This window comes from Paenibacillus sp. YIM B09110, from assembly GCF_037167145.1.
Lineage (GTDB): Bacteria > Bacillota > Bacilli > Paenibacillales > Paenibacillaceae > Pristimantibacillus.
Genome location: NZ_JBANSP010000002.1, coordinates 215,696 through 235,243, shown reverse-complemented (window position 1 = coordinate 235,243; position 19,548 = coordinate 215,696). Strand labels below are relative to the sequence as shown.

At 52.0% G+C, this 19,548-nt stretch carries 15 protein-coding genes; all 15 read right to left on the bottom strand.

Annotated elements, in window-relative coordinates; translation table 11 throughout:
* Positions 1-14: 14 nt before the first annotated feature.
* Complete coding sequence (murB, locus tag V8F51_RS03300; protein ID WP_337098623.1) at positions 15-920, bottom strand: UDP-N-acetylmuramate dehydrogenase; 906 nt, start codon at positions 918-920, stop codon at positions 15-17.
* 203 nt (positions 921-1,123) lie between these two features.
* A complete protein-coding gene (gene murG / locus V8F51_RS03295; protein ID WP_337098622.1) occupies positions 1,124-2,233 on the bottom strand; it encodes an undecaprenyldiphospho-muramoylpentapeptide beta-N-acetylglucosaminyltransferase in 1,110 nt (369 codons plus the stop codon).
* 8 nt (positions 2,234-2,241) lie between these two features.
* The gene (spoVE, locus tag V8F51_RS03290) at positions 2,242-3,339 is read right to left on the bottom strand and encodes a stage V sporulation protein E (protein ID WP_337098621.1); all 1,098 of its coding nucleotides are present in this window, start codon (positions 3,337-3,339) and stop codon (positions 2,242-2,244) included.
* 46 nt (positions 3,340-3,385) lie between these two features.
* Positions 3,386-4,834: a UDP-N-acetylmuramoyl-L-alanine--D-glutamate ligase gene (murD, locus tag V8F51_RS03285; RefSeq protein WP_337098620.1), complete on the bottom strand. Its 1,449-nt coding sequence runs from the start codon at positions 4,832-4,834 to the stop codon at positions 3,386-3,388.
* 61 nt (positions 4,835-4,895) lie between these two features.
* Positions 4,896-5,858, bottom strand: a complete 963-nt coding sequence (mraY, locus tag V8F51_RS03280) for a phospho-N-acetylmuramoyl-pentapeptide-transferase (RefSeq protein WP_337098619.1) — start codon at positions 5,856-5,858, stop codon at positions 4,896-4,898.
* A 4-nt stretch (positions 5,859-5,862) separates the two neighbouring features.
* Positions 5,863-7,278, bottom strand: a complete 1,416-nt coding sequence (locus V8F51_RS03275; protein WP_337098618.1) for a UDP-N-acetylmuramoyl-tripeptide--D-alanyl-D-alanine ligase — start codon at positions 7,276-7,278, stop codon at positions 5,863-5,865.
* Positions 7,275-8,762 (bottom strand): UDP-N-acetylmuramoyl-L-alanyl-D-glutamate--2,6-diaminopimelate ligase, encoded by a 1,488-nt coding sequence (locus V8F51_RS03270; RefSeq protein ID WP_337098617.1) that lies wholly within the window; start codon positions 8,760-8,762, stop codon positions 7,275-7,277. The genes V8F51_RS03275 and V8F51_RS03270 overlap by 4 nt, the downstream gene beginning before the upstream one ends.
* A gap of 130 nt (positions 8,763-8,892) precedes the next feature.
* Positions 8,893-10,833: a stage V sporulation protein D gene (locus tag V8F51_RS03265; protein ID WP_337098616.1), complete on the bottom strand. Its 1,941-nt coding sequence runs from the start codon at positions 10,831-10,833 to the stop codon at positions 8,893-8,895.
* A 128-nt stretch (positions 10,834-10,961) separates the two neighbouring features.
* Positions 10,962-13,358, bottom strand: a complete 2,397-nt coding sequence (locus V8F51_RS03260; protein WP_337098615.1) for a penicillin-binding protein — start codon at positions 13,356-13,358, stop codon at positions 10,962-10,964.
* 12 nt (positions 13,359-13,370) lie between these two features.
* Positions 13,371-13,781 (bottom strand): cell division protein FtsL, encoded by a 411-nt coding sequence (ftsL, locus tag V8F51_RS03255; protein ID WP_337098614.1) that lies wholly within the window; start codon positions 13,779-13,781, stop codon positions 13,371-13,373.
* An 18-nt stretch (positions 13,782-13,799) separates the two neighbouring features.
* Entirely contained in the window at positions 13,800-14,750 is a 951-nt protein-coding gene (rsmH, locus tag V8F51_RS03250) for a 16S rRNA (cytosine(1402)-N(4))-methyltransferase RsmH (protein WP_337098613.1), read from the bottom strand.
* Positions 14,751-14,780: 30 nt separating this feature from the next.
* Complete coding sequence (mraZ, locus tag V8F51_RS03245; protein WP_337098612.1) at positions 14,781-15,218, bottom strand: division/cell wall cluster transcriptional repressor MraZ; 438 nt, start codon at positions 15,216-15,218, stop codon at positions 14,781-14,783.
* A gap of 249 nt (positions 15,219-15,467) precedes the next feature.
* Positions 15,468-16,481: a DUF4349 domain-containing protein gene (locus tag V8F51_RS03240; RefSeq protein ID WP_337098611.1), complete on the bottom strand. Its 1,014-nt coding sequence runs from the start codon at positions 16,479-16,481 to the stop codon at positions 15,468-15,470.
* Positions 16,482-16,611: 130 nt separating this feature from the next.
* Positions 16,612-17,874, bottom strand: a complete 1,263-nt coding sequence (locus tag V8F51_RS03235) for an adenosylhomocysteinase (protein WP_337098610.1) — start codon at positions 17,872-17,874, stop codon at positions 16,612-16,614.
* Positions 17,875-17,896: 22 nt separating this feature from the next.
* The gene (gene bshC, locus V8F51_RS03230; protein WP_337098609.1) at positions 17,897-19,537 is read right to left on the bottom strand and encodes a bacillithiol biosynthesis cysteine-adding enzyme BshC; all 1,641 of its coding nucleotides are present in this window, start codon (positions 19,535-19,537) and stop codon (positions 17,897-17,899) included.
* Between the last annotated feature and the right edge of the window lie 11 nt (positions 19,538-19,548).

Sequence of the window (19,548 nt, the reverse complement as noted above, 5' to 3'; positions counted from 1 at the left end):
GTATCACCTCCGAATTACCGCTCACCCACCACCAATACTTCCGGCACCAGTTCTACGCCGAAGCGCTCTTTTATGGTGCTCTGAATATGGGACATGAGGGCGAGAACGTCTTCAGCAGTCGCTTGCCCGGCATTTACAATGAAATTGGCATGAACTTCTGACACTTGAGCGCCTCCGTAGCGATACCCCTTTAAGCCTGCCTCTTGAATAAGCCTTGCTGCAAAATCATTCGGCGGATTACGAAATACGCTGCCTGCACATGGCATCTGTAGCGGCTGTGTTTGGCGGCGCTTATCCTTGAAAGCGGATAGTACTGCGGAAATTTCCTTGCGATTGCCCTCTGCAAGCTCGAAAGTCGCTTCTACAACCGACCCTCGCTGCTCTTGCAAAATCGAATGCCGATAGGAAAACTTCATGTCGTCTCGATCGTAAGTTACCAATTCTCCTGTCTCCAGCACAATCTCAGCTGACTTAAAAATACGTGACACATCAGATCCGTGCGCTCCCGCATTCATGTAGACGGCTCCGCCGACCGTGCCCGGAATTCCCCCCGCGAACTCTAGACCTGTCAGCCCCTCTTTGCCTGCCACGACAGATAGCTTAATGAATGAATAGCCGGCGCCTGCAGTTACCAGACAACCGTCGAAACGCACAAAATCCAACCCACCGCTCGGCTTAATCACAACACCGCGAATCCCTTTGTCGCTCACGAGCATATTCGAGCCTCGGCCCAAATTCGTCCAGCTTATCCGATGCTTATTCATCAGCCGAATCGCAGCAACCAGCTGCTCTTTGCTCTCCGGTAGAATTAACACATCGGCAGGGCCGCCGATTTTCCATGTTGTATAGTTCGATAGCGGCACATCGTACAGAACTTCGCCGATGCCGGCTTGTTCCAATTCCGCTTTAATTGCTTCCATTGGTTGACCCTCCTAAAAGGTTTTACGAAGTAAAACCTACTTCGTAAGCGTAGACTTAGGTTTTACGAAGTAAAACCTACTTCGTAAGCGTGGACTTACTCCCGCTGATTCACGTTTATAGTTGCGACATCCGCCGCCTGGGCGATGGTCACGAATATAGTGTATATTATGCCTATGCGTACTTTTGTGTGACAATCGCCCACTTACTTGCGCGCTTGCAGCCGCTTCAGCTCTGATGCGATAATCGTTGCGGAATTAGGCATAGCAAACGTCTTCGACGCCTCAGCCATTTGTTTCATGAGCTTATCGTCCCTCAACAGCTTCTGAATGCGGTTCAGCAGCGCTGAACCTGTTAGATCCTTCTCCAGAATCATCTCAGCCGCTCCCGCGTCAACGAGACTGCGAGCGTTCGCCTCCTGGTGGTTATTAGTTACGTTAGGCGAAGGAATTAAGATAGACGGCAGGCCAAGCGCTGTCATCTCCGCCAGTGAGGATGCGCCAGAGCGGCTTACGACTATCGTCGCATCCATTAGCACCTCTGCCATATTGTTCAGGTACGGCACAAGCTTTACATTAGCAACTCCACCAGGACTAGCTTCTTCAATGCGACTCGAAGTCGAAGCATAATAACTGTCCCCGGTGACGAAGACGAAATAAACGTCCGGTATTTGGCCAAGCTGTGGTGCCATCTCGACCATCGACTCGTTAAGCGCCTTAGCCCCACGGCTGCCTCCTACAACGAGCACGAAGCGGCTGCGAGGCGGAATGCCTAGCGACGCGCTGCCTTTGCCTGCTGTCGCCCGAAGTACGTTCGTCGCGCACGGGTTGCCCGTATACAGTGTCTTCTTCGCCTTCGGGAACAGCTTCTCCGATTGCTTGAAGCTAACGCCGATCGTGCTCGCGTAACGAGACAGAAACTGATTCGTTAAGCCGGGAATCGCATTCTGCTCGTGAACGAGCGTCGGAATCCCCAGCTTTGCCGCAGCATACACAACTGGTCCGCATACATAACCGCCCGTTCCGACAACGACATCCGGCTTGAACTTACGCAGCAGCGCCTTAGAGCGTCTGACACCTTTTAGAAACCGCAGCACCGTCTTCACATTATCGAGTGACAGCTTGCGGCGAAAACCTGTAATCTCTATCGCTTCAAAAGGAATTCCTTGCCCTGGTACGATGCGGCTCTCCATTCCTTTGTTCGTTCCGATATAAAGCAGCTGCGTGTCCGGATTGTCCTGCTGCATTTGCTTGCCGATTGCGACGGCCGGATAAATATGGCCGCCGGTACCTCCTCCGGTCAATACGATACGCATATGAACCTTCACCTCGAATAACGGGATATATTAAGTAAAATGCCAAGCGCGGTTAGCAGCAGCGTCAGCGATGATCCCCCATAGCTGATAAGCGGGAGCGTAATGCCTGTTACTGGCATCATCCCGATGACTACGCCAACGTTGATCAGCACCTGAACGCCGACGATGCCCGTAATACCTACAGCGAGCAGGCTGCCAAACGTATCCGGAGCCGAGATCGCCGCGCGCATGCCGCGCCATATAAGCACAAGGAATAATAAAATTAAAGCAGCGCCACCAATGAAGCCCAGTTCCTCGGCAACGATGGAAAAAATAAAGTCGGTCTGCGGCTCCGGCAAATAGCTGTATTTCTGACGGCTCATACCAAGTCCGAGGCCGACCAAACCACCCGGTCCGATTGCATAAAGCGATTGAATGATCTGATATCCGCCTCCAAGCGGATCAGCCCATGGATCGAGAAAGCTCGTAATCCGCTGCAGCCGATATGGAGCAGCTAGGATAAGACCGACGAAACCGACTACGCCAAGCATGGCAAGTCCGCCCAAGTGCGCTATTCGAGCGCCAGCCGTAAAAATAAGAATGATCGACGCGCCCATCATAACCGTTCCTGAGCCAAGATCGGGCTGCAGCATAATAAGTCCGAATGCTAAGCCAACGAGGCCAAGCGGCGGCATAAGCCCTTTCGTAAAATGCGTAATCGTCTGCTGTTTCTCCGACAGCCACTTGGCAAGAAACAACACCATCGCCAGCTTCATGAACTCAGACGGCTGAATGCCGAACGAGCTAATTCCCAGCCAGCTGCGCGCGCCGCCGCGAACGACGCCTACGCCAGGGATTAAGACGATAATGAGCAAACCGAAACATACGAGAATCGCTGCCGGCGCCCATTTCTTCCACGTCGAATAATGCGTATTCATAGTAAATAGTAACGCACCTACGCCTAGTCCGGCAAATAAAAGCTGGCGTTTGACAAAATAAAAACGATCGCCGTGCTCATGAAAAGCAAGCACGGCGCTCGCGCTGTAAACCATCACAAGCCCGATCGCCAGAATTAGCCCAATTGCTGTCAGCAGCCAAATATCCGGGGCAGAACGCGCTTTAACCATAGCGAACACACCTCTTAGCATGGGAAAGTAGGGACATGCCCCCTACTTACAAGGTATGCGCTGAATCTTTAAAAATGCGCCCTCTCTGCTCGTATGAGGCAAACATATCCCAGCTCGCGCAGGCCGGAGACAATAACACGATGTCACCGGGCTCAGCAAGAGCCGCCGCCTGCTTAACCGCTAGTCGCAGCGTCTGCTCGGCGTCCTCCACAGGTTCGGCGATTTCAACGCTGCCTAAACCTGCCAGCTCGGCAACGCGGGCCAGCTTGCCGCGCGTCTCGCCAAGCGCGACGAGTCCTTTCAACCGATCGCGGAAGATTGGCAGCAGCTCCATGTAGTCGGAGCCGCGGTCTAGCCCGCCTGCAATCAATACAATTTTACCCGGCAGCGAGCCGATTGCCATCATTGTTGAAGCAGGATTGGTCGCTTTCGAATCATTATAATATTTTACGCCGCCGGCCTCGCGTACGTACTCCAACCGATGCTCAACCGCTCTAAACTGCTGCAGAGGCTCTACAAGCCGCTTTATCTCAGCCCCTGCCGCAATGCTTGCAGCAACGGCTGCAAGCGCGTTGGCAACGTTATGACGCCCTGGAATACCTAGCTCATCGACGGGAACGACCACAATGGCGTCATTATCTGCCGTCAAGCCGGAGCGATATACAATCTTCCTAGCCACGGCCTCGCTCGAAGCCGCTGCTTTCTCTTCTTCCCGGCTGAACGGAGGCTCTACATATACACCTGTCTCCAGTCGTTCATATAACGAGAAAGGCAGCAGCTTCGCCGTAAGTCCTTCTGAAATTCTGCGGCATATGGGATCATCCCAATTAAGGACAGCGACGTCATCAGCCGTCTGATTCGCGAACAGCTTCGCCTTCGATGCAATATAATCGTCCATGCCGCCATGATAATCGAGGTGCGTCTCCGCAAGATTGAGCAGCAGTCCTATCCGCGGCCGGAAAGCGATTGTCCCCTTAAGCTGGAAGCTGCTAAGCTCAGCCACGAGCCAATGCTCAGGCGATGCCTCAAGCGCAGCCTCGCAGAGCGGACGGCCTATGTTGCCGGCGATAATCGGCGAAAGGCCTGCTGCTGTCAGCAGCTCGCCAAGCCATGTCGTCGTCGTCGTCTTGCCGTTGCTGCCGGTAATGCCGATGATCGGCGCGGGTGAAAGCCAATAGGCAGCCTCAACTTCAGTAATAATCTCTACGTTATGCTCCAATGCCTGCTGAACAGGTGCTGCCGTATATGGAATGCCTGGATTTTTGACTAACAACGCGGTTTCAGCCGTTACGAGATCGCTCGGATGATAACCGCATAGCACAGAAATGCCCAAAGCAGCCAATTCGTCCGCTTCGGGGCATAATTCACGTTTTTTCATATCGTTAACGACAACCTCGGCGCCGAGGCTATGAAATACTTTGGCGACGCTAACGCCGCTTCTGGCCAAACCGAGTACGACGACCCGTTTACCCTCGTAAGCTGACGGATGATTCATAACAGACAGTCCCTTCTATGGATCATAGCGACGCCCTATGGCTAGGGCGCCGCTGAATCTTCTATGTTTTGATAACGAACAGCAAGCCAAGCGCTGCGAATACAAGTCCTACAAGCCAGAACACCGTAACAACCTTCCATTCGGACCAACCGACCAGCTCGAAGTGGTGATGGATCGGGCTCATCTTGAATATACGTTTGCCGCGAAGCTTGAAAGAAGCGACCTGCAGAATCACGGATAGCATCTCAAGTACGAATACGCCGCCGATAATGATAAGCAGAAGCTCCGTCTTCGTCAGAATCGCCACTGCCGCAATACCTCCGCCGATGCCAAGCGAGCCCATATCGCCCATGAACACTTTAGCCGGATGCTTGTTGAAGACTAGGAAACCAAGCACCGCTCCTACCATAGCCGCAGAAAACACAGCCGATTCATGCGACGATGTCTGCAGTGCAACAATGGTGAAAGCGCCGAATGCGATTGCGCTTGTCCCCGCAAGCAAGCCGTCAAGTCCATCCGTGAAGTTCACGGAATTGCTTGCCGCGAACATCATAATGACAACTAGCGGGTAATAAAACCATCCGAGATCGACGCCCCAGCCTGTACCGGGAATGGACACCTCAGTACTATGACCCATATTGTAGAGCAGCGCGCAGACGATAATCGAGAACAGCAGCTGACCGAGCAGCTTCTGCCGAGCCGTCAAGCCGAGCGAGCGTTTGAATACGATTTTAATATAATCATCAAGGAAGCCGACGAGACCGAAACCAAGCGATGCGATAAGCAGCACCCAGAACTCATTCGTCTTATCCGCGAACTTCAGGAAGGCAATCATGAGCGCCACCATAATAATGATGCCGCCCATCGTCGGAGTCCCGCTTTTCTTCAGATGGCTTTGCGGGCCGTCCGTCCGAATTTGCTGGCCGAACTTCATGCGGCGAAGCACGGGAATGAACAATGGTCCTAGCAGAACAGCTAGCAGAAAGGAAGCGCCTATAGAGAATAAGATGACCATCATATCCATTTCCTCACCTCGTTTCTAAAGCTTGGACAATCTGTTCCATCTTCATGCCGCGAGAGCCTTTGACGAGCACGATGTCATCCGGCGCAAGCTGCTCCGCCAGCCAACCTGCAAGCTTATCCTTATCTTCAAAATGAATGATTGACGCATCAGCGCCGCTTTTCGCAAAATGAGTTCTTGCTCCGGCTGACGTATGCTCCGACAACGTTCCGAACGTAAGTACCGCATCCGCCTTGTCAGGCGTTACATATGCGCCTAGATCATAATGGAACTGATTCTCATCAGGACCTAACTCCAGCATATCGCCAAGCACGATCCATTTACGGCGGAAGCCGTCCAGCTCCGCAATTAAATCGATTGCTGCGCGAGCAGCGGTTGGATTCGCATTGTACGCATCATTCAGCATAATAGCGCCGTTGAACGCTCGTACCGGCTGAATACGCATCCCTGTCAGCTTAATTGCGCTTAAGCCTTCTGCAATGCTTGCAGTCGGAACCCCGAATAACCTGCCAACCGCAATTGCGGCTAGCGCGTTACTGACGTTATGCACACCCGGAACTGGTACGCGAATATGCTGCAGCTCGCTTGGCTCGCCATTATATAGAACAGTGAACGTAGAAGCTTCCGGTTCCAGCACGATATCGGTCGCCGACCACTCGTTCCCGCTGCCAAGACCGAACGTACGGCATCGCAGCCCATCCGGCAGCGTCATGCTGCTAAGCTCTTCCTTGAGCAAGGGCTCATCGCCATTGAAGAACAAGACGCTCGTATCGCCGAGTCCAGCCGTAATTTCCAGCTTGGCCTTGGCAATGCCCTCCCTTGAACCAAGCTGTTGCATATGTGCGTCGCCGACATTCGTAATGATCGCTGCATCAGGCTGAGCGATCTTCGTGAGCAGATCGATTTCACCGAAGCCGCTCATTCCCATCTCCAGCACCGCAGCTTCGATCTCTTCTTCGAACTCGAGAACCGTCATGGGAAGGCCGATCTCATTGTTCAAGTTGCCTTCCGTCTTATGGACATGGTAGGTCGTGCCTAAGATTGCAGCTGTCATATCCTTCGTTGTTGTCTTGCCGTTGCTGCCGGTAATACCAACGACGCGCACGGGAAGTTCGCTGCGATAAGCGGCCGCAAGACGCTGAAGCGCGACAAGCGTATCGCCCACAATAAGCAATGGTACATCAGCCAGTGCTTCCGGCACTTCATGTCCTTTTTTCCACAGCGAAGCGACCGCCCCGTTCTCCACCGCTTGCGCGGCAAAGTCGTGACCGTCGAACTTCTCACCAATAATCGGCACGTACAGCTTGCCAGCCGAAGGAAGGCGCGAGTCCTTCGTCACGCCGTGTATGATCATATCCTTGCTGCTTCCGGCATATCTTGCTCCAGCCATCTGCGCTATCTGCTCAATCGTTCTTCTAATCAATGTAATAATCTCCTTATCGCGTCTCTCGCTACACTGCGATCATCGAATGGATGCTTGACGCCTTCAATCTCTTGATAGTGTTCATGACCTTTCCCCGCAATCAATACTACATCGCCTGGGCTTGCCATTTCAACCGCTTTTTCAATAGCGGCTTTGCGATCAGCAATAAGTTCATACTTATTCGAGCTAATCACGGCCTCTCGCAAGCCAACCTCTATATCCTTTAATATCATAAAACGCTCCTCTGTGCGAGGATTATCTGAAGTAACTAGCACATAATCCGAGTAAGCCGCCGCAATCGCCCCCATGATTGGCCGCTTCTTGCGATCTCTATCTCCTCCGCACCCGAACACGCACAGTACTCGCTTCTCCGCGAATTGGCGAATAGCAAGCAGCACATTCTCAAGTCCATCGGGCGTATGGGCGTAATCCACGATGACGGCGAAGTCCTGACCCGCATGAACGGATTCGATCCGTCCGGGCACGCCTGGAATAGCTTCAAGACTAGCTTTAATGCGCGACAGCTCAATACCCTCGATAAGAGCAGCCGATATGGCCGCTAGCGCGTTATATACGTTGAAGCGGCCCGCCATCTGGAGCGAAATGTCGATCTCGCCCCGGAACGTCGAGACATGAAACGTTGTCCCGCTTGCGGTAATGCGAACATTCGAAGCACGCACATCCGCTTCATGATCAATACCGTAGGTTACAACATCCGCCGAAGTCAGCTTCGAGAAATACGCAGAAGCTTCATCATCGGCATTAAGCACCGCGTACGTTCGTTCAGATCCATCAGCTGTGAATGTATTGCCCAGCCTGGAGAAGAACAACCCTTTGGCCGCCGCGTAACTCTCCATCGTTTGATGGTAATCGAGGTGGTCCTGCGTCAGGTTCGTGAATACCGCTGTGCGAAAACGGCAGCCCTTCACCCTGCCCTGGGCTAGCGCGTGCGAGGATACTTCCATCGCACAATAAGCAGTGCCTGCATCTCTCATCTCTGCGAGATAACGATGCAGCTCTATCGAATGGGGTGTCGTGCCTGACACCTCGAAGGCGCGGCTGCCATATCTCCACTCAATCGTACCGATTACGCCGGTCGGTTGCTGCTGGTCCTGCAATATTTGTTCAATCAAATACGTTGTCGTCGTCTTGCCATTCGTACCTGTGACGCCGATCAGCTTCATTGCTCGGCTTGGATAACCGTAATAATGATCAGCGATGACGGCTGCCGCATGTCTGCTATCCTTCACGATCAGTTGAGGTATATCGATATCCAGTTCTCTCTCTGCCACGATTGCGCAAGCACCGCGGCGTACTGCCTCTGGCGCATGCAGATGTCCGTCCGTCTTGCTACCGGATAAGCAAATGAACAATTGACCGTTCTCCACCTTGCGCGAATCGGAAGCAATGCCGGTTGGCGCTATTTCTCCGTCTCCTATAAGCCTTGCGGTAATGAGCAGCTCAGCTAGTTCGATAATACGCATCCGCAAAAGTCTCCTCCCTCGATGTAACTCGACAGGATTCAATATATGCAGGCGCGCGCCCAATCGTTAATTGATCGGCAGAATAGAGCGAACACTCGATAATTACTCGTTAACGATCCGTATAGTATAATCAATGCGAATGGTTTATATCATCCTCGTCGCCCAAATAGATTCGAATCGTCGATCCGCGCTCTACTCTCGTTCCTGCTGCAGGCGCTTGGCGAATGACCGTTCTGCCAGATCCGGCCGACGTCAGGTTGAAATTCATGTTCATATCCTCGTAGATGTCCGATACCGTCTTGCCTACAAGATTCGGAACAGCGATAATAGGTGTCTCTCCAAGCTTATACGTTTTGTCGATCTGCTTATCTCTCCGAGGAACTTCTAGAATCGTAAGCGCGTCCTCCATCATGTTTTTCACGATCGGAGCCGCTACAAGCCCGCCGAACTGAATCCCTTGAGGATTGTCGACCGCAACATAAATAACGATTTGCGGATCGTCAGCCGGAGCGAAGCCGATAAACGATACAATATGCTCATTCGGCGAATAACGTCCGTTAATGACTTTCTGCGCCGTTCCTGTCTTGCCGCCGACGCGATAACCGTCGATGAAGGCGTTGCGGCCCGTACCCTTGGCTACGACACTCTCCAGCGCTTCCCTTACCTGTCTTGAGGTATCTTCCGATATGACCTGGCGCACCGCCTCGGGTTCAATCGTCTGGACGGTCTCTCCCGTGCTCGGATTGATCCATGACTTTGCCACATGCGGCTTATACAGTGTACCGCCATTAATTGCCGCCGACACGGCTGCGATTTGTTGAATCGGTGTGACGGATACGCCTTGACCGAATGCGGTCGTCGCAAGCTCGACAGGCCCAACCTGGTTCAGCTTGAACAAAATGCCATTCTCTTCGCCACCAATATCAATCCCTGTCTTTTGCCCGAAGCCGAAGTTTTTAATATACTCGAACAGCTTCTCCTTGCCAAGACGATTGCCTAGCGTGACGAAGCCCGGGTTGCAAGAATTTTCTACAACCTCAAGGAATGTCTGACTGCCATGGCCGCCCTTCTTCCAGCAGCGAAGTCTAGCGCCGCCGATCTCGATCGCGCCAGGATCGAAGAAGCGCTCATTCGTCAGATTAACCTTCTTCTCTTCCAGTGCCGCCGCAAGTGTAATGATCTTAAAAGTCGAGCCTGGCTCGTACGTCATCCAGATCGGCAAATTCCGGTTATACACTTCGGATGCAACTTGCTTGTAATTCGCCGGTTCATAGGTCGGCCGGCTTGCCATGCCTAGAATTTCACCGTTTTTCGGGTCCATTGCAATTGCAATGACGCTGTCGGCTTGCAGTCCTGTCATCGCTTGATCGAGCTCCCGCTCCATCACCGATTGAATTGCCTTGTCAATCGTCAATTGAAGCGTCAAGCCGTCTTTAGGCGGTATGTACGTATCTGAGGAATTAGGCATTTGCCGACCGGCCGCATCTGCAAGAAAAGATACATTGCCCGCGATGCCGCTCAGCTCCTCGTTGAATTTAGACTCAACGCCTGTAAGCCCTTGGTTGTCGATACCGGTGAAGCCAAGCACATGCGCCGCCAAGCTTCCGAAAGGATAATATCGTTTGTTGTCTTCGGCTACGACGATGCCGGGAATACTCAGATCGCGAATTTGCCGTGCCTTGTCCAGCGTCATCTTGCGGCCGCCCGGCTTCAAGCTTACGATCATCGTTCCCGGTTTCATTTTGTTATACAACGTTTCTTCGGACATATCCAGAAGCGGCGCAAGCGCCGTTGCGGCTGCTTGCCTGTCCTTAATTTGAGCTGGAATGGCAAAAACGGTGGGCGAGCTTATATTATACGCAAGCTGAACGCCGTTTCGGTCCCATATCTCTCCGCGCTTGGACGCATAAGGAATATTGCGCCGCCACGAGTCTTCGGCTTTACTGGCCAGCTTCTCGCCCATCCACAGCTGAACATAGCCAAGACGGACACATAATGCAACGAACAATACTCCGGCAAATAGGAGCACAATAAATAAGCGTCTTCTCACCGTTACATTTGATACCTTCATTACATGTTCCCCCTTAAGCCCCGCTGATTAAGACGAGCGTACGCTAACGCTCATTCCCAACCTATTCGGGACAAGGGGGTTATAGAACAAGCTTCCTGCTGCAAAGCCGCATGCAGCAAGCTTGCAAGCTACTCCGAGGTAATCGACTTCGGCTGTTCGCCGCCGCTTTCGTTACTGCTGTTGTTGCTATTACCGCTATTACTGCTTCCTTTGTCGCTTGCGCTATCGTTGCTATCGGATGCACCCTCGCCCGCAGCTCCGCCGTCGTTCGTTGAATTCGAACTGCTCTGCTCGCCCGAAGGCGGATCGTCACTTTTTGATTGAGCGTCGCCTGCATTCGATTCTGGTGCTCCTTCATCTCCCTCGATCGCGTCCGCCCCTGTCTGAGGCGCCAATACAATCTTAAGCGACCGCTTGCCGTTCTTCGTCTCCTCCTTCTGCGAAACGACGTAGCCTTGCCCCTCAGGGATAAGCTGAATGCCTAGCAACGTCGTAATTTCTAGCGCATCGCGCAAGGAGAGTCCTGTCATATCCGGAACTTTAAGCTTGTCTCGCTGTTCCGTCAGCAAGTAGACGCGCTGACTCGGGTTAACGACACTTCCGGCTGCTGGAATTTGCTGCAGAACGGATTTACCATTGCCAATAATCTCGAACGTAAGGTTTTTCGGTGACAATGTCGCTTTCGCTTGCGCAAGCAATAGATCCGTCACCGGAGGCACGACGATCGCTGCTTCCTTCTTAGCCTCTTCCTTAATTAAGCTTGTATCCGGCATGATGCCCATATGACGCAAGCTCTTCAGCATAATTTCGCGGAATGCCGGCGCTGCTACCAAACCGCCGCCGACCGTGCTGTCATCGGGCTCGTCGACCACAATATACAAGACGATCTTCGGGTTCTCTACCGGTGCATAGCCGACAAAGGAAACGACAAATTTATCCTCGGAATAACCTTTTCCATCCGACTTCTCCGCCGTACCTGTCTTCCCTGCGATTCTGTAGCCTTCGATAAACGCTCTTCTGCCCGTACCAATCACTTGGTCGGATACGACCTGCTCCAAATATTCGCCGACTTTGCGCGACGTCTCCTTCGAGATGACTTGGCGAACGACCTTTGGTTCAAATACGGTCGTTTTATTCGTCGTCGGATCGGTTATGCTCTTAATGATTTGCGGCTGCATCAGCTTGCCGCCATTAGCAACAGCCGCTACGGCAGCCACCTGTTGGATCGGCGTTACCGCAACCCCTTGCCCGATCGCTGCAGTTGCTACCTCAATCGGGTACTGCATATTTATTACGCCCGTTCGTTCGCCGCTAAGCTGGATACCCGTTTTCTGAGCGAAGCCGAACTTAGTCAAATAGTCGCGCAGCTTCTCTGCACCCAGCTTCTGATAACCTAGATTGACGAAGGCAACGTTACTGGAATGCTTAAGGCCGTCTAGATAAGAAATCGTCCCCCAGCCGCCGCGTTGGATATCGCGAATCGTATCGCCGTAGATCGTTACGCTGCCCGACTTATACGTTTCGTTTGGATTGAAGACCCCTTCTTCCACCGCAGCTGCAAGCGTCATGATCTTGAACGTCGAGCCCGGCTCGTACAACGATACAACGCCATGATTATTGTAATTGGCATAATTGCTGTCCCAGTACGAGTTCGGATTGAACTCCGGCATATTCGCCATCGCCAGTATCTCCATCGTATTTGGATCCGCAGCGATAGCCGTAATGCTTTTTGGATTGTATTTGGCAACAATTTCGCGAAGTGCTTCCTCCACGTAATTCTGAATGTTGCTATCAATCGTCAGCGCGATATTCTGACCATCCTTCGGCGCTTGGTACTCCACTTCCCCGTCCGACAGCTGTACACGCTTGCCATCCTTCAGGAATTTGATCTCACCGTTTACGCCTTCCAACTGATCATTGAAATAAGCCTCTACGCCAGATTTCGCCTTGCCTTCCCTATCGACGAAACCTATTAATTGCGAGGCTAGCAATTGACTCGGATAATAACGTTTCAGCTCGTCCATCAAATAAATGCCAACATCATTCACTCCTTTTTTCTTATCCTTTGCCAGCTGCTCTTTCAATTCGTCGCGCAACGCCTTGACTTGATCCGCCAGCGCTTTATCGATCTTATAGCCCTCCTGCCGCACCTCCCGCTGACTGTAAAATGTACCATCCTCACGTTTTGCCGTCACGAGCTTACGCAGCTCGGACTCCGGCTTATTCAATATTTTGTGCAGACCCGCTATCACTTCTTCTGTAATTTCGGCATCATTGATCGCCTGCGGATTAACCGCAACCGTGTATGCCCGCGCATCCATCGCGATCACATTACCGTCACGGTCAGTAACCGTCCCGCGCTTCGCAACAAGTGTCTCCTGAGCCGACCAGCGCTGCTTGGCCTTTTCATACCATTTTGCTCCCTCTACAACTTGTACAAAATAGATTCTGCTTATTAAAACGAGAAAAAGGAGGGTCATTATCCCTCCAAATGCCAACGTACGCAATTTAATTCTTTTTTTCATCGTTCAACCACCCTATTCACGCATAGCGGATTGTACGCCGTTTTCGTTCACGCCGGTCTTCACCGTAATACCGCTGTCGGTTATGCTTACCATGCCTTGCGTCTCGGCCATCTTGCGAATGCGCTCTGGAGCGCTTAATATCTCGACTTGCTTCTTCAGTTCTTCCATCTCGATATTCATCGTCTTGTATTCATTGTTAAGCTGCTTGATTTGAAGGTTCATATCGTAGATTTGCGCGTATCTGGAAATAATGACAAAGGCCACAACAACGCACATCAGGACAGTGAACAAATAGAGCAGTTTCTCTTGCATCGGTATCGTTTTTTTCTTAACCACTACACGTTTCGTTTCTCGGACAGCCTGTTGCTGCTGCTCCGTCTTGCGCTTCGGTTGTAGTGCCAAATTGCCATTCACATACGCCATCTCATATCCCCCTCTAGCTTACAATTTTTGAGCGACTCTAAGCTTCGCCGACCTTGCCCGCGGATTCATCTCAAGCTCTCTATCGCTTGGTACAATCGGCTTGCGATTCACTAATTTCAGAACGCCTTCATTCCCGCATACGCATAAAGGAAAATCTGGCGGACATGTGCATTTTTCAACATATTTCGCAAAAATCTGCTTACAGATCCGATCCTCCAGCGAATGGAACGTAATGACGGATGCCCGGCCGCCCGGACTTAAGCATCTGACCGCCTGCTCAAGCGCTTCTTCCTCTGCGCCCAGCTCGTCGTTAACCGCTATCCTCAGCGCTTGGAAAGAACGTTTCGCCGGATGACCGCCGGTCCTCCTGGTCGCTGCCGGGATTGCCATCTTAATCAGCTCGGCTAACTCTCCGGTCTTCTCGATCGGCGCCTTGTCCCTTGCCTTTACGATCGATCTAGCAATATTGCGCGCAAACTTCTCTTCGCCGTAACGATCGAGTATACGGGATATATCCCGCTCCTCCCACGTATTCACAATCTCATGTGCAGTTAACTCTTCCTCCCGATCCATCCGCATATCAAGCGGCGCATCGTGATTGTAGCTGAAACCTCTCTCCGCCTCGTCAAGCTGCGGACTTGAGACGCCAAGATCGAATAGGATGCCGTCGACCTGAGGTATTCCGTCTTTCACTGGCACTCCGCAGCCAAGCAACTGCTGCTCAAGCTCCCGAAAGTTGCTTCTGACGAGCGTTACTTTATCCATATATGGCGCAAGTCTTACGCGAGCGTTATCCAGCGCCAGATCATCTTGATCGAATGCGATCAAACGGCCTCCGTCACCTAGCCGTGACGCAATTAACTCACTATGGCCCGCTCCTCCAAGCGTACAATCGACATAAATGCCGTCCGGCTTAATATCGAGGCCATCAACTGCTTCTTCCAATAACACGGTAATATGCTGAAACACGTATCCGCCCTCCTCATCTTGTTGTCATCTCTAGAAGTTGAAATCGAAATCAACGAGCTTCTCCGCAATTTCGTTGAACGCTTGCTCTGATTGCTCATAGTAGCCGTCCCATGTTTGTTTGCTCCATATTTCCACGCGGCCGGACACGCCTAATACCATACATTCCTTGTCCAGCTTCGCGTAATCGCGCAGATGACTGGGTAGGTTTACCCTTCCCTGTTTATCCAGCTCGCATTCCGTTGCCCCGGAGAAGAAAAACCGGGTGAACGCACGAGCATCCGCTTTCATTAGCGGCAATGATTTAAGTTTCTCTTCCAGTACGGCCCACTCGCTCATCGGGTAGACAAACAAGCAGTTATCGAGACCGCGGGTAGCGATAAAGGTTGCACCGAGTGAATCGCGGAACTTTGCTGGGATAATAATGCGGCCTTTTTCATCGATGCTATGTTGAAACTCCCCCATAAACATAAGTCCGCTCCACCTCTCCCCACAAACTCTCCACTTTCCCCCACTTTTCCCCACTAAGATAAACTAGTTCGCCACCTAAAATAAAAATCCTGCTCTGTGAGCAGGATTTTTGCGAAAATGTTCAGTTTTAGTTATAGAGTCACGAATAGGACGAAATTAACTTAGGAACTAGTACCTATATCCCATATTCGTCAAGAAAGGAATATTTTCGACATCCCGATAAATTCGCGCCCTTACTCCCTTGATCGTCTACAAAGCCGGAGGCAAATGATCGTCGCTTGTCGGAGGATTGTTGCTGCCGCCGCTCGCCCGTCCCCGTTTCTTCTTCATGAACCATAGGATCGGAGCGGCAATAATGGCGAGCAGAAGAAGTACCGGGAGCGCTCCTGCGACGAATACAAGCAGCAGCTTCAACCCGCCAACCACCGTTTCGGCACTGCCCGTCAACGCATCCGACATTTTTGCGCCAAGTCCCTTTTTCTCCCCGCTGGCTGTGTATAAGCTCTGATCCGTTTGGTAGAGACGGAGCTCTACAGTCGAATATGCAACATTATGATCCAAATAACGAAGCCGGCCTTTCAATACTTCGATCTCTTCCTGCACGGCGGACAGCTGATCCGAGAACTTAAGCAAATCATCAGCCTTCGTTGCTTGCTCCATCATGACAAGCAGCCGAGTCTCCACCAATTGCTTCGCCTTCAGTCTTGATTCCGTACCGACATACTGCTCCGAGACATCCTTGCCGTTCACATTCGTTTCGAAGTGGCTATGCTTGATCTCGCCGATCCGATCGATGAACGGCATGAAGCCGTCCGCGGGCACTTTAATCGTATAAGTCGAGCCAACCTCTCCGCTTTGCTTCGTGTCCTGGAACTGCAAGATGTACGAACCGCTCTGATGAATGGCGTTCTTGAGCGCAGTTTTCGCTGTCTCTATTTCTTCCACCTCCATCGTCAGCGCAGCCGAATAAATAATCTTTTGGCTGTATCCGTCTTCTTGAGCCGCCGCCCCGCCAACAAAGCCGGTTCCGGACTGTACTGCTTCGCCGTCGGAATCGCCCCCATCTTCCATAGGAGCTCTTGCTGCTTCATCTGTTAAGAGCATATCCCCACTGGAGGCGGTCCCTTCTTCAGATGCAACGATGTCAGCAGACTTCTGATTGCTGCTGTTCATATCAGCAGAAGCGCAAGCCGTGAGCAGCATTAGCATAATGACCGCCAAAGGTGTGAGCCAGCGCAAACCCTTTCTTATTCTCTGTACCATTGATACTCCCCCTTGCTTATTTTTCCATACTGACGTGTAATGGCGGCAAAAGGTTTCCACACTGACATGTTAACCGCCCGAAACGCAAAAAAGCCGCCGGATTGCCCCGACGGCCGTCTTGCCCTATCATCTACTCTTCTTTCCAGCTATCCAAATACGCCTTCTGCTGTTCGCTCAGCGTATCAATGCTGAAGCCTAGCGATTCCAGCTTCAAACGCGCAACTTGCTCATCCAGCACGTAAGGAACCTTTTCCACATGATTGCCAAGATCCTTGTATTGCTCGTTCACGTAACGAAGCGACAATGCTTGAAGCGCAAATGTCATATCCATAATTTCTGCAGGATGGCCGTCGCCAGCCGCAAGATTCACGAGTCGTCCTTCGGCAAGCAGGTAGATGCTGCGCCCGTCCTTCAACTTATACTCTTCGATGTTTTTGCGTACGGTACGAATGCTGCTCGAAAGTGCCGCAAGCTCCGGTTTGTTCACTTCTACGTCGAAATGTCCGGCATTGGACAAGATTGCGCCGTTTTTCATTACTTCGTAATGCTCGCCGCGAATAACATCACGGTTGCCTGTTACGGTAACGAATATTTCGCCGACTTTAGCCGCTTCGCTCATTGGCAAAACAGCGAAACCGTCCATGTAAGCCTCGACCGCCTTAATCGCGTCGATTTCCGTTACAACGACGTTCGCGCCAAGTCCTTTCGCACGCATTGCAACGCCTTTGCCGCACCAGCCGTAGCCGACAACAACAACCGTCTTGCCGGCAACAACGAGGTTCGTCGTACGATTGATGCCATCAAACACCGATTGGCCTGTGCCGTAACGATTGTCGAACAAATGCTTGCAATACGCGTCATTAACCGCCACCATTGGGAATGCGAGCGAGCCGTCCTTCTCCATAGCCTTCAAACGAATGATGCCTGTCGTCGTTTCTTCCGCGCCGCCGCGCAGATTAACAGCGAGATCCTTACGCTCGGAATGAAGAATCGTTGCCAAGTCGCCGCCGTCGTCAATAATGAGATCCGGCTTTGATTCGAGCGCCTTTATGTTGAGCGCCTTGAACTCCTCAGCAGACGGATTGTATTTAGCGAATACAGTAATTCCGTCTTCAACAAGTGCTGCGCATACATCATCCTGTGTCGAGAGCGGGTTGCTGCCCGTAATCGCAACTTCCGCACCGCCGGCTTGAACGACTTTGGCCAAGTAAGCCGTCTTCGCTTCAAGGTGAAGCGCGATCGTTACTTTCAGCCCTTTGAACGGCTGGTCCTTCTCGAACTGCTCGCGAATGCGGTTAAGAACCGGCATATGTGCGCTGACCCAATCGATTTTCAGATGGCCTTCCGGCGCTAAGGATATATCCGTAATAATGCTTTTGTCTACAGTGCTCATTTCGTTTCGTCAGCCTCCAATATTATAAATATACGATTTCATGTCCGCCTGAACGGCTATAAGGCGCTTCAAGCAATTTATCCAACCAATTAAGACCATATCTATTCCAATAGATTACCATGTTAAGCACACGTTCTTGCGGCTTACCCGCCGGCTTAATGGACAAGCCGATTCGATCCAATTGCCTAATGGACGCTTCGAACTGTTTGTTGAACGTATCCACCGTCTTCGAGCCCATATATTCAATCTGCTCTACGATTTTCTGCATATTCGTGTCGCCCAGCTTCGCAAGCGATGGAGCTACCGAAGTCGCCAAATCAAGCAGCGGCTTATACAGCTCGATGAACGCCTGCTTCGCGCTATCGAACTGCCCTTCGATCGAGAGACCATCCTGCTGCTTCAGCCACTCCGCCTTCCGATCCTCGAATTGCTCCATCACATCGGCGAAGCTCAGCTCATACTTCTGCATATGCTTCGCGACCGTTCCCTCAATTAAAGTGAACGACATGCGCGGAACGATAATCGGCATTTCCATGCCCAGAGTACGGAATGCACCGCCGGTCAACGCCCAATAGGCGATTTCGCCTGGGCCAAGCACTGCCGCAAGCACCGGAAACAGATAATCCTGCATAATCGGACGCGTCAATACGTTGTTGCTGAGTTGCTCTGGACGGGTCTCCGCAAGTTGCAGCAGTTCATCCTTCGTCAGCGATATCGATTGCTTGCGATCTTGGAAAGTGCCGCCATGCTTATGAAGAAGCGTACGCTCATCGCCCTTATCCGTTTGGAAAAGGAACAGGTTCGCACTGCCCGCTACAACATCGGCCTGCAGCGAATAACCTAGCGCCTTCACTTGATCGGCTGCCGCCGCATACGCTTGCTCCAGCTCATCGTTTCTCTCGATCAATCGCTTGAAAAGAGGAGCTTCAACGCGCCGCAGCGCCGGGTCGTCGGCATCCAGCAGCACAAGTCCCTCTCTGCCGAACAAGCGGCTTAGAATTGCAGCGAACATATCGGACAACGATCCCGAATGTTGCGCCATTTCGCGCAGCTCTTCAACGATCGGTCCTTTGAATTCGGAATACGGCAGCGCTGTCTCAAGCTCTTGCAGAAGCTGCTCCCATACCTCTTCAGCGACTGTCGTCCGGCTTACACAGGTGCGAGCCCCTTCCGGCCTTGCCAAGCTCAGCTTGCGCAGCTCCTGCTCAGCAGTCAGCACATAAGCATGATTCGCTTCATCCCAATCATGATCTTCGCCGGCAATCCAGAACACGGGCACAACCTTTCTTCCCAGCTGCGCGCTCGCCGACTTGGCGGCGCCTATGATAGATACAGCTTTATGTATAACGAGAAGCGGCCCTGTCCATAGTCCAGCCTGTTGGCCGCCTATGACGACCGGCGCCCCTTCCGCAATAGCGGCAATATTCGAAGCTGTCTCTGAAGACGGCTTCAACCCCGCCTGATAAGCCGTTAATACTTCGGCAACATCCGTCGCATTCGCCCTTACATTGGCGCTTGCAGCAAGTTTATCGAGCCTTGAGGCCCAGTCCTGCTCATCTCCAGGATGATAGCCGTACAAATCATGAACACGTTCATCTGTCCGATATATGAATGCTTCTGTCAAAGGCTGAGCACTCGTCAGCGTATACGTTTCGTTATTCATAACGCAGCCAT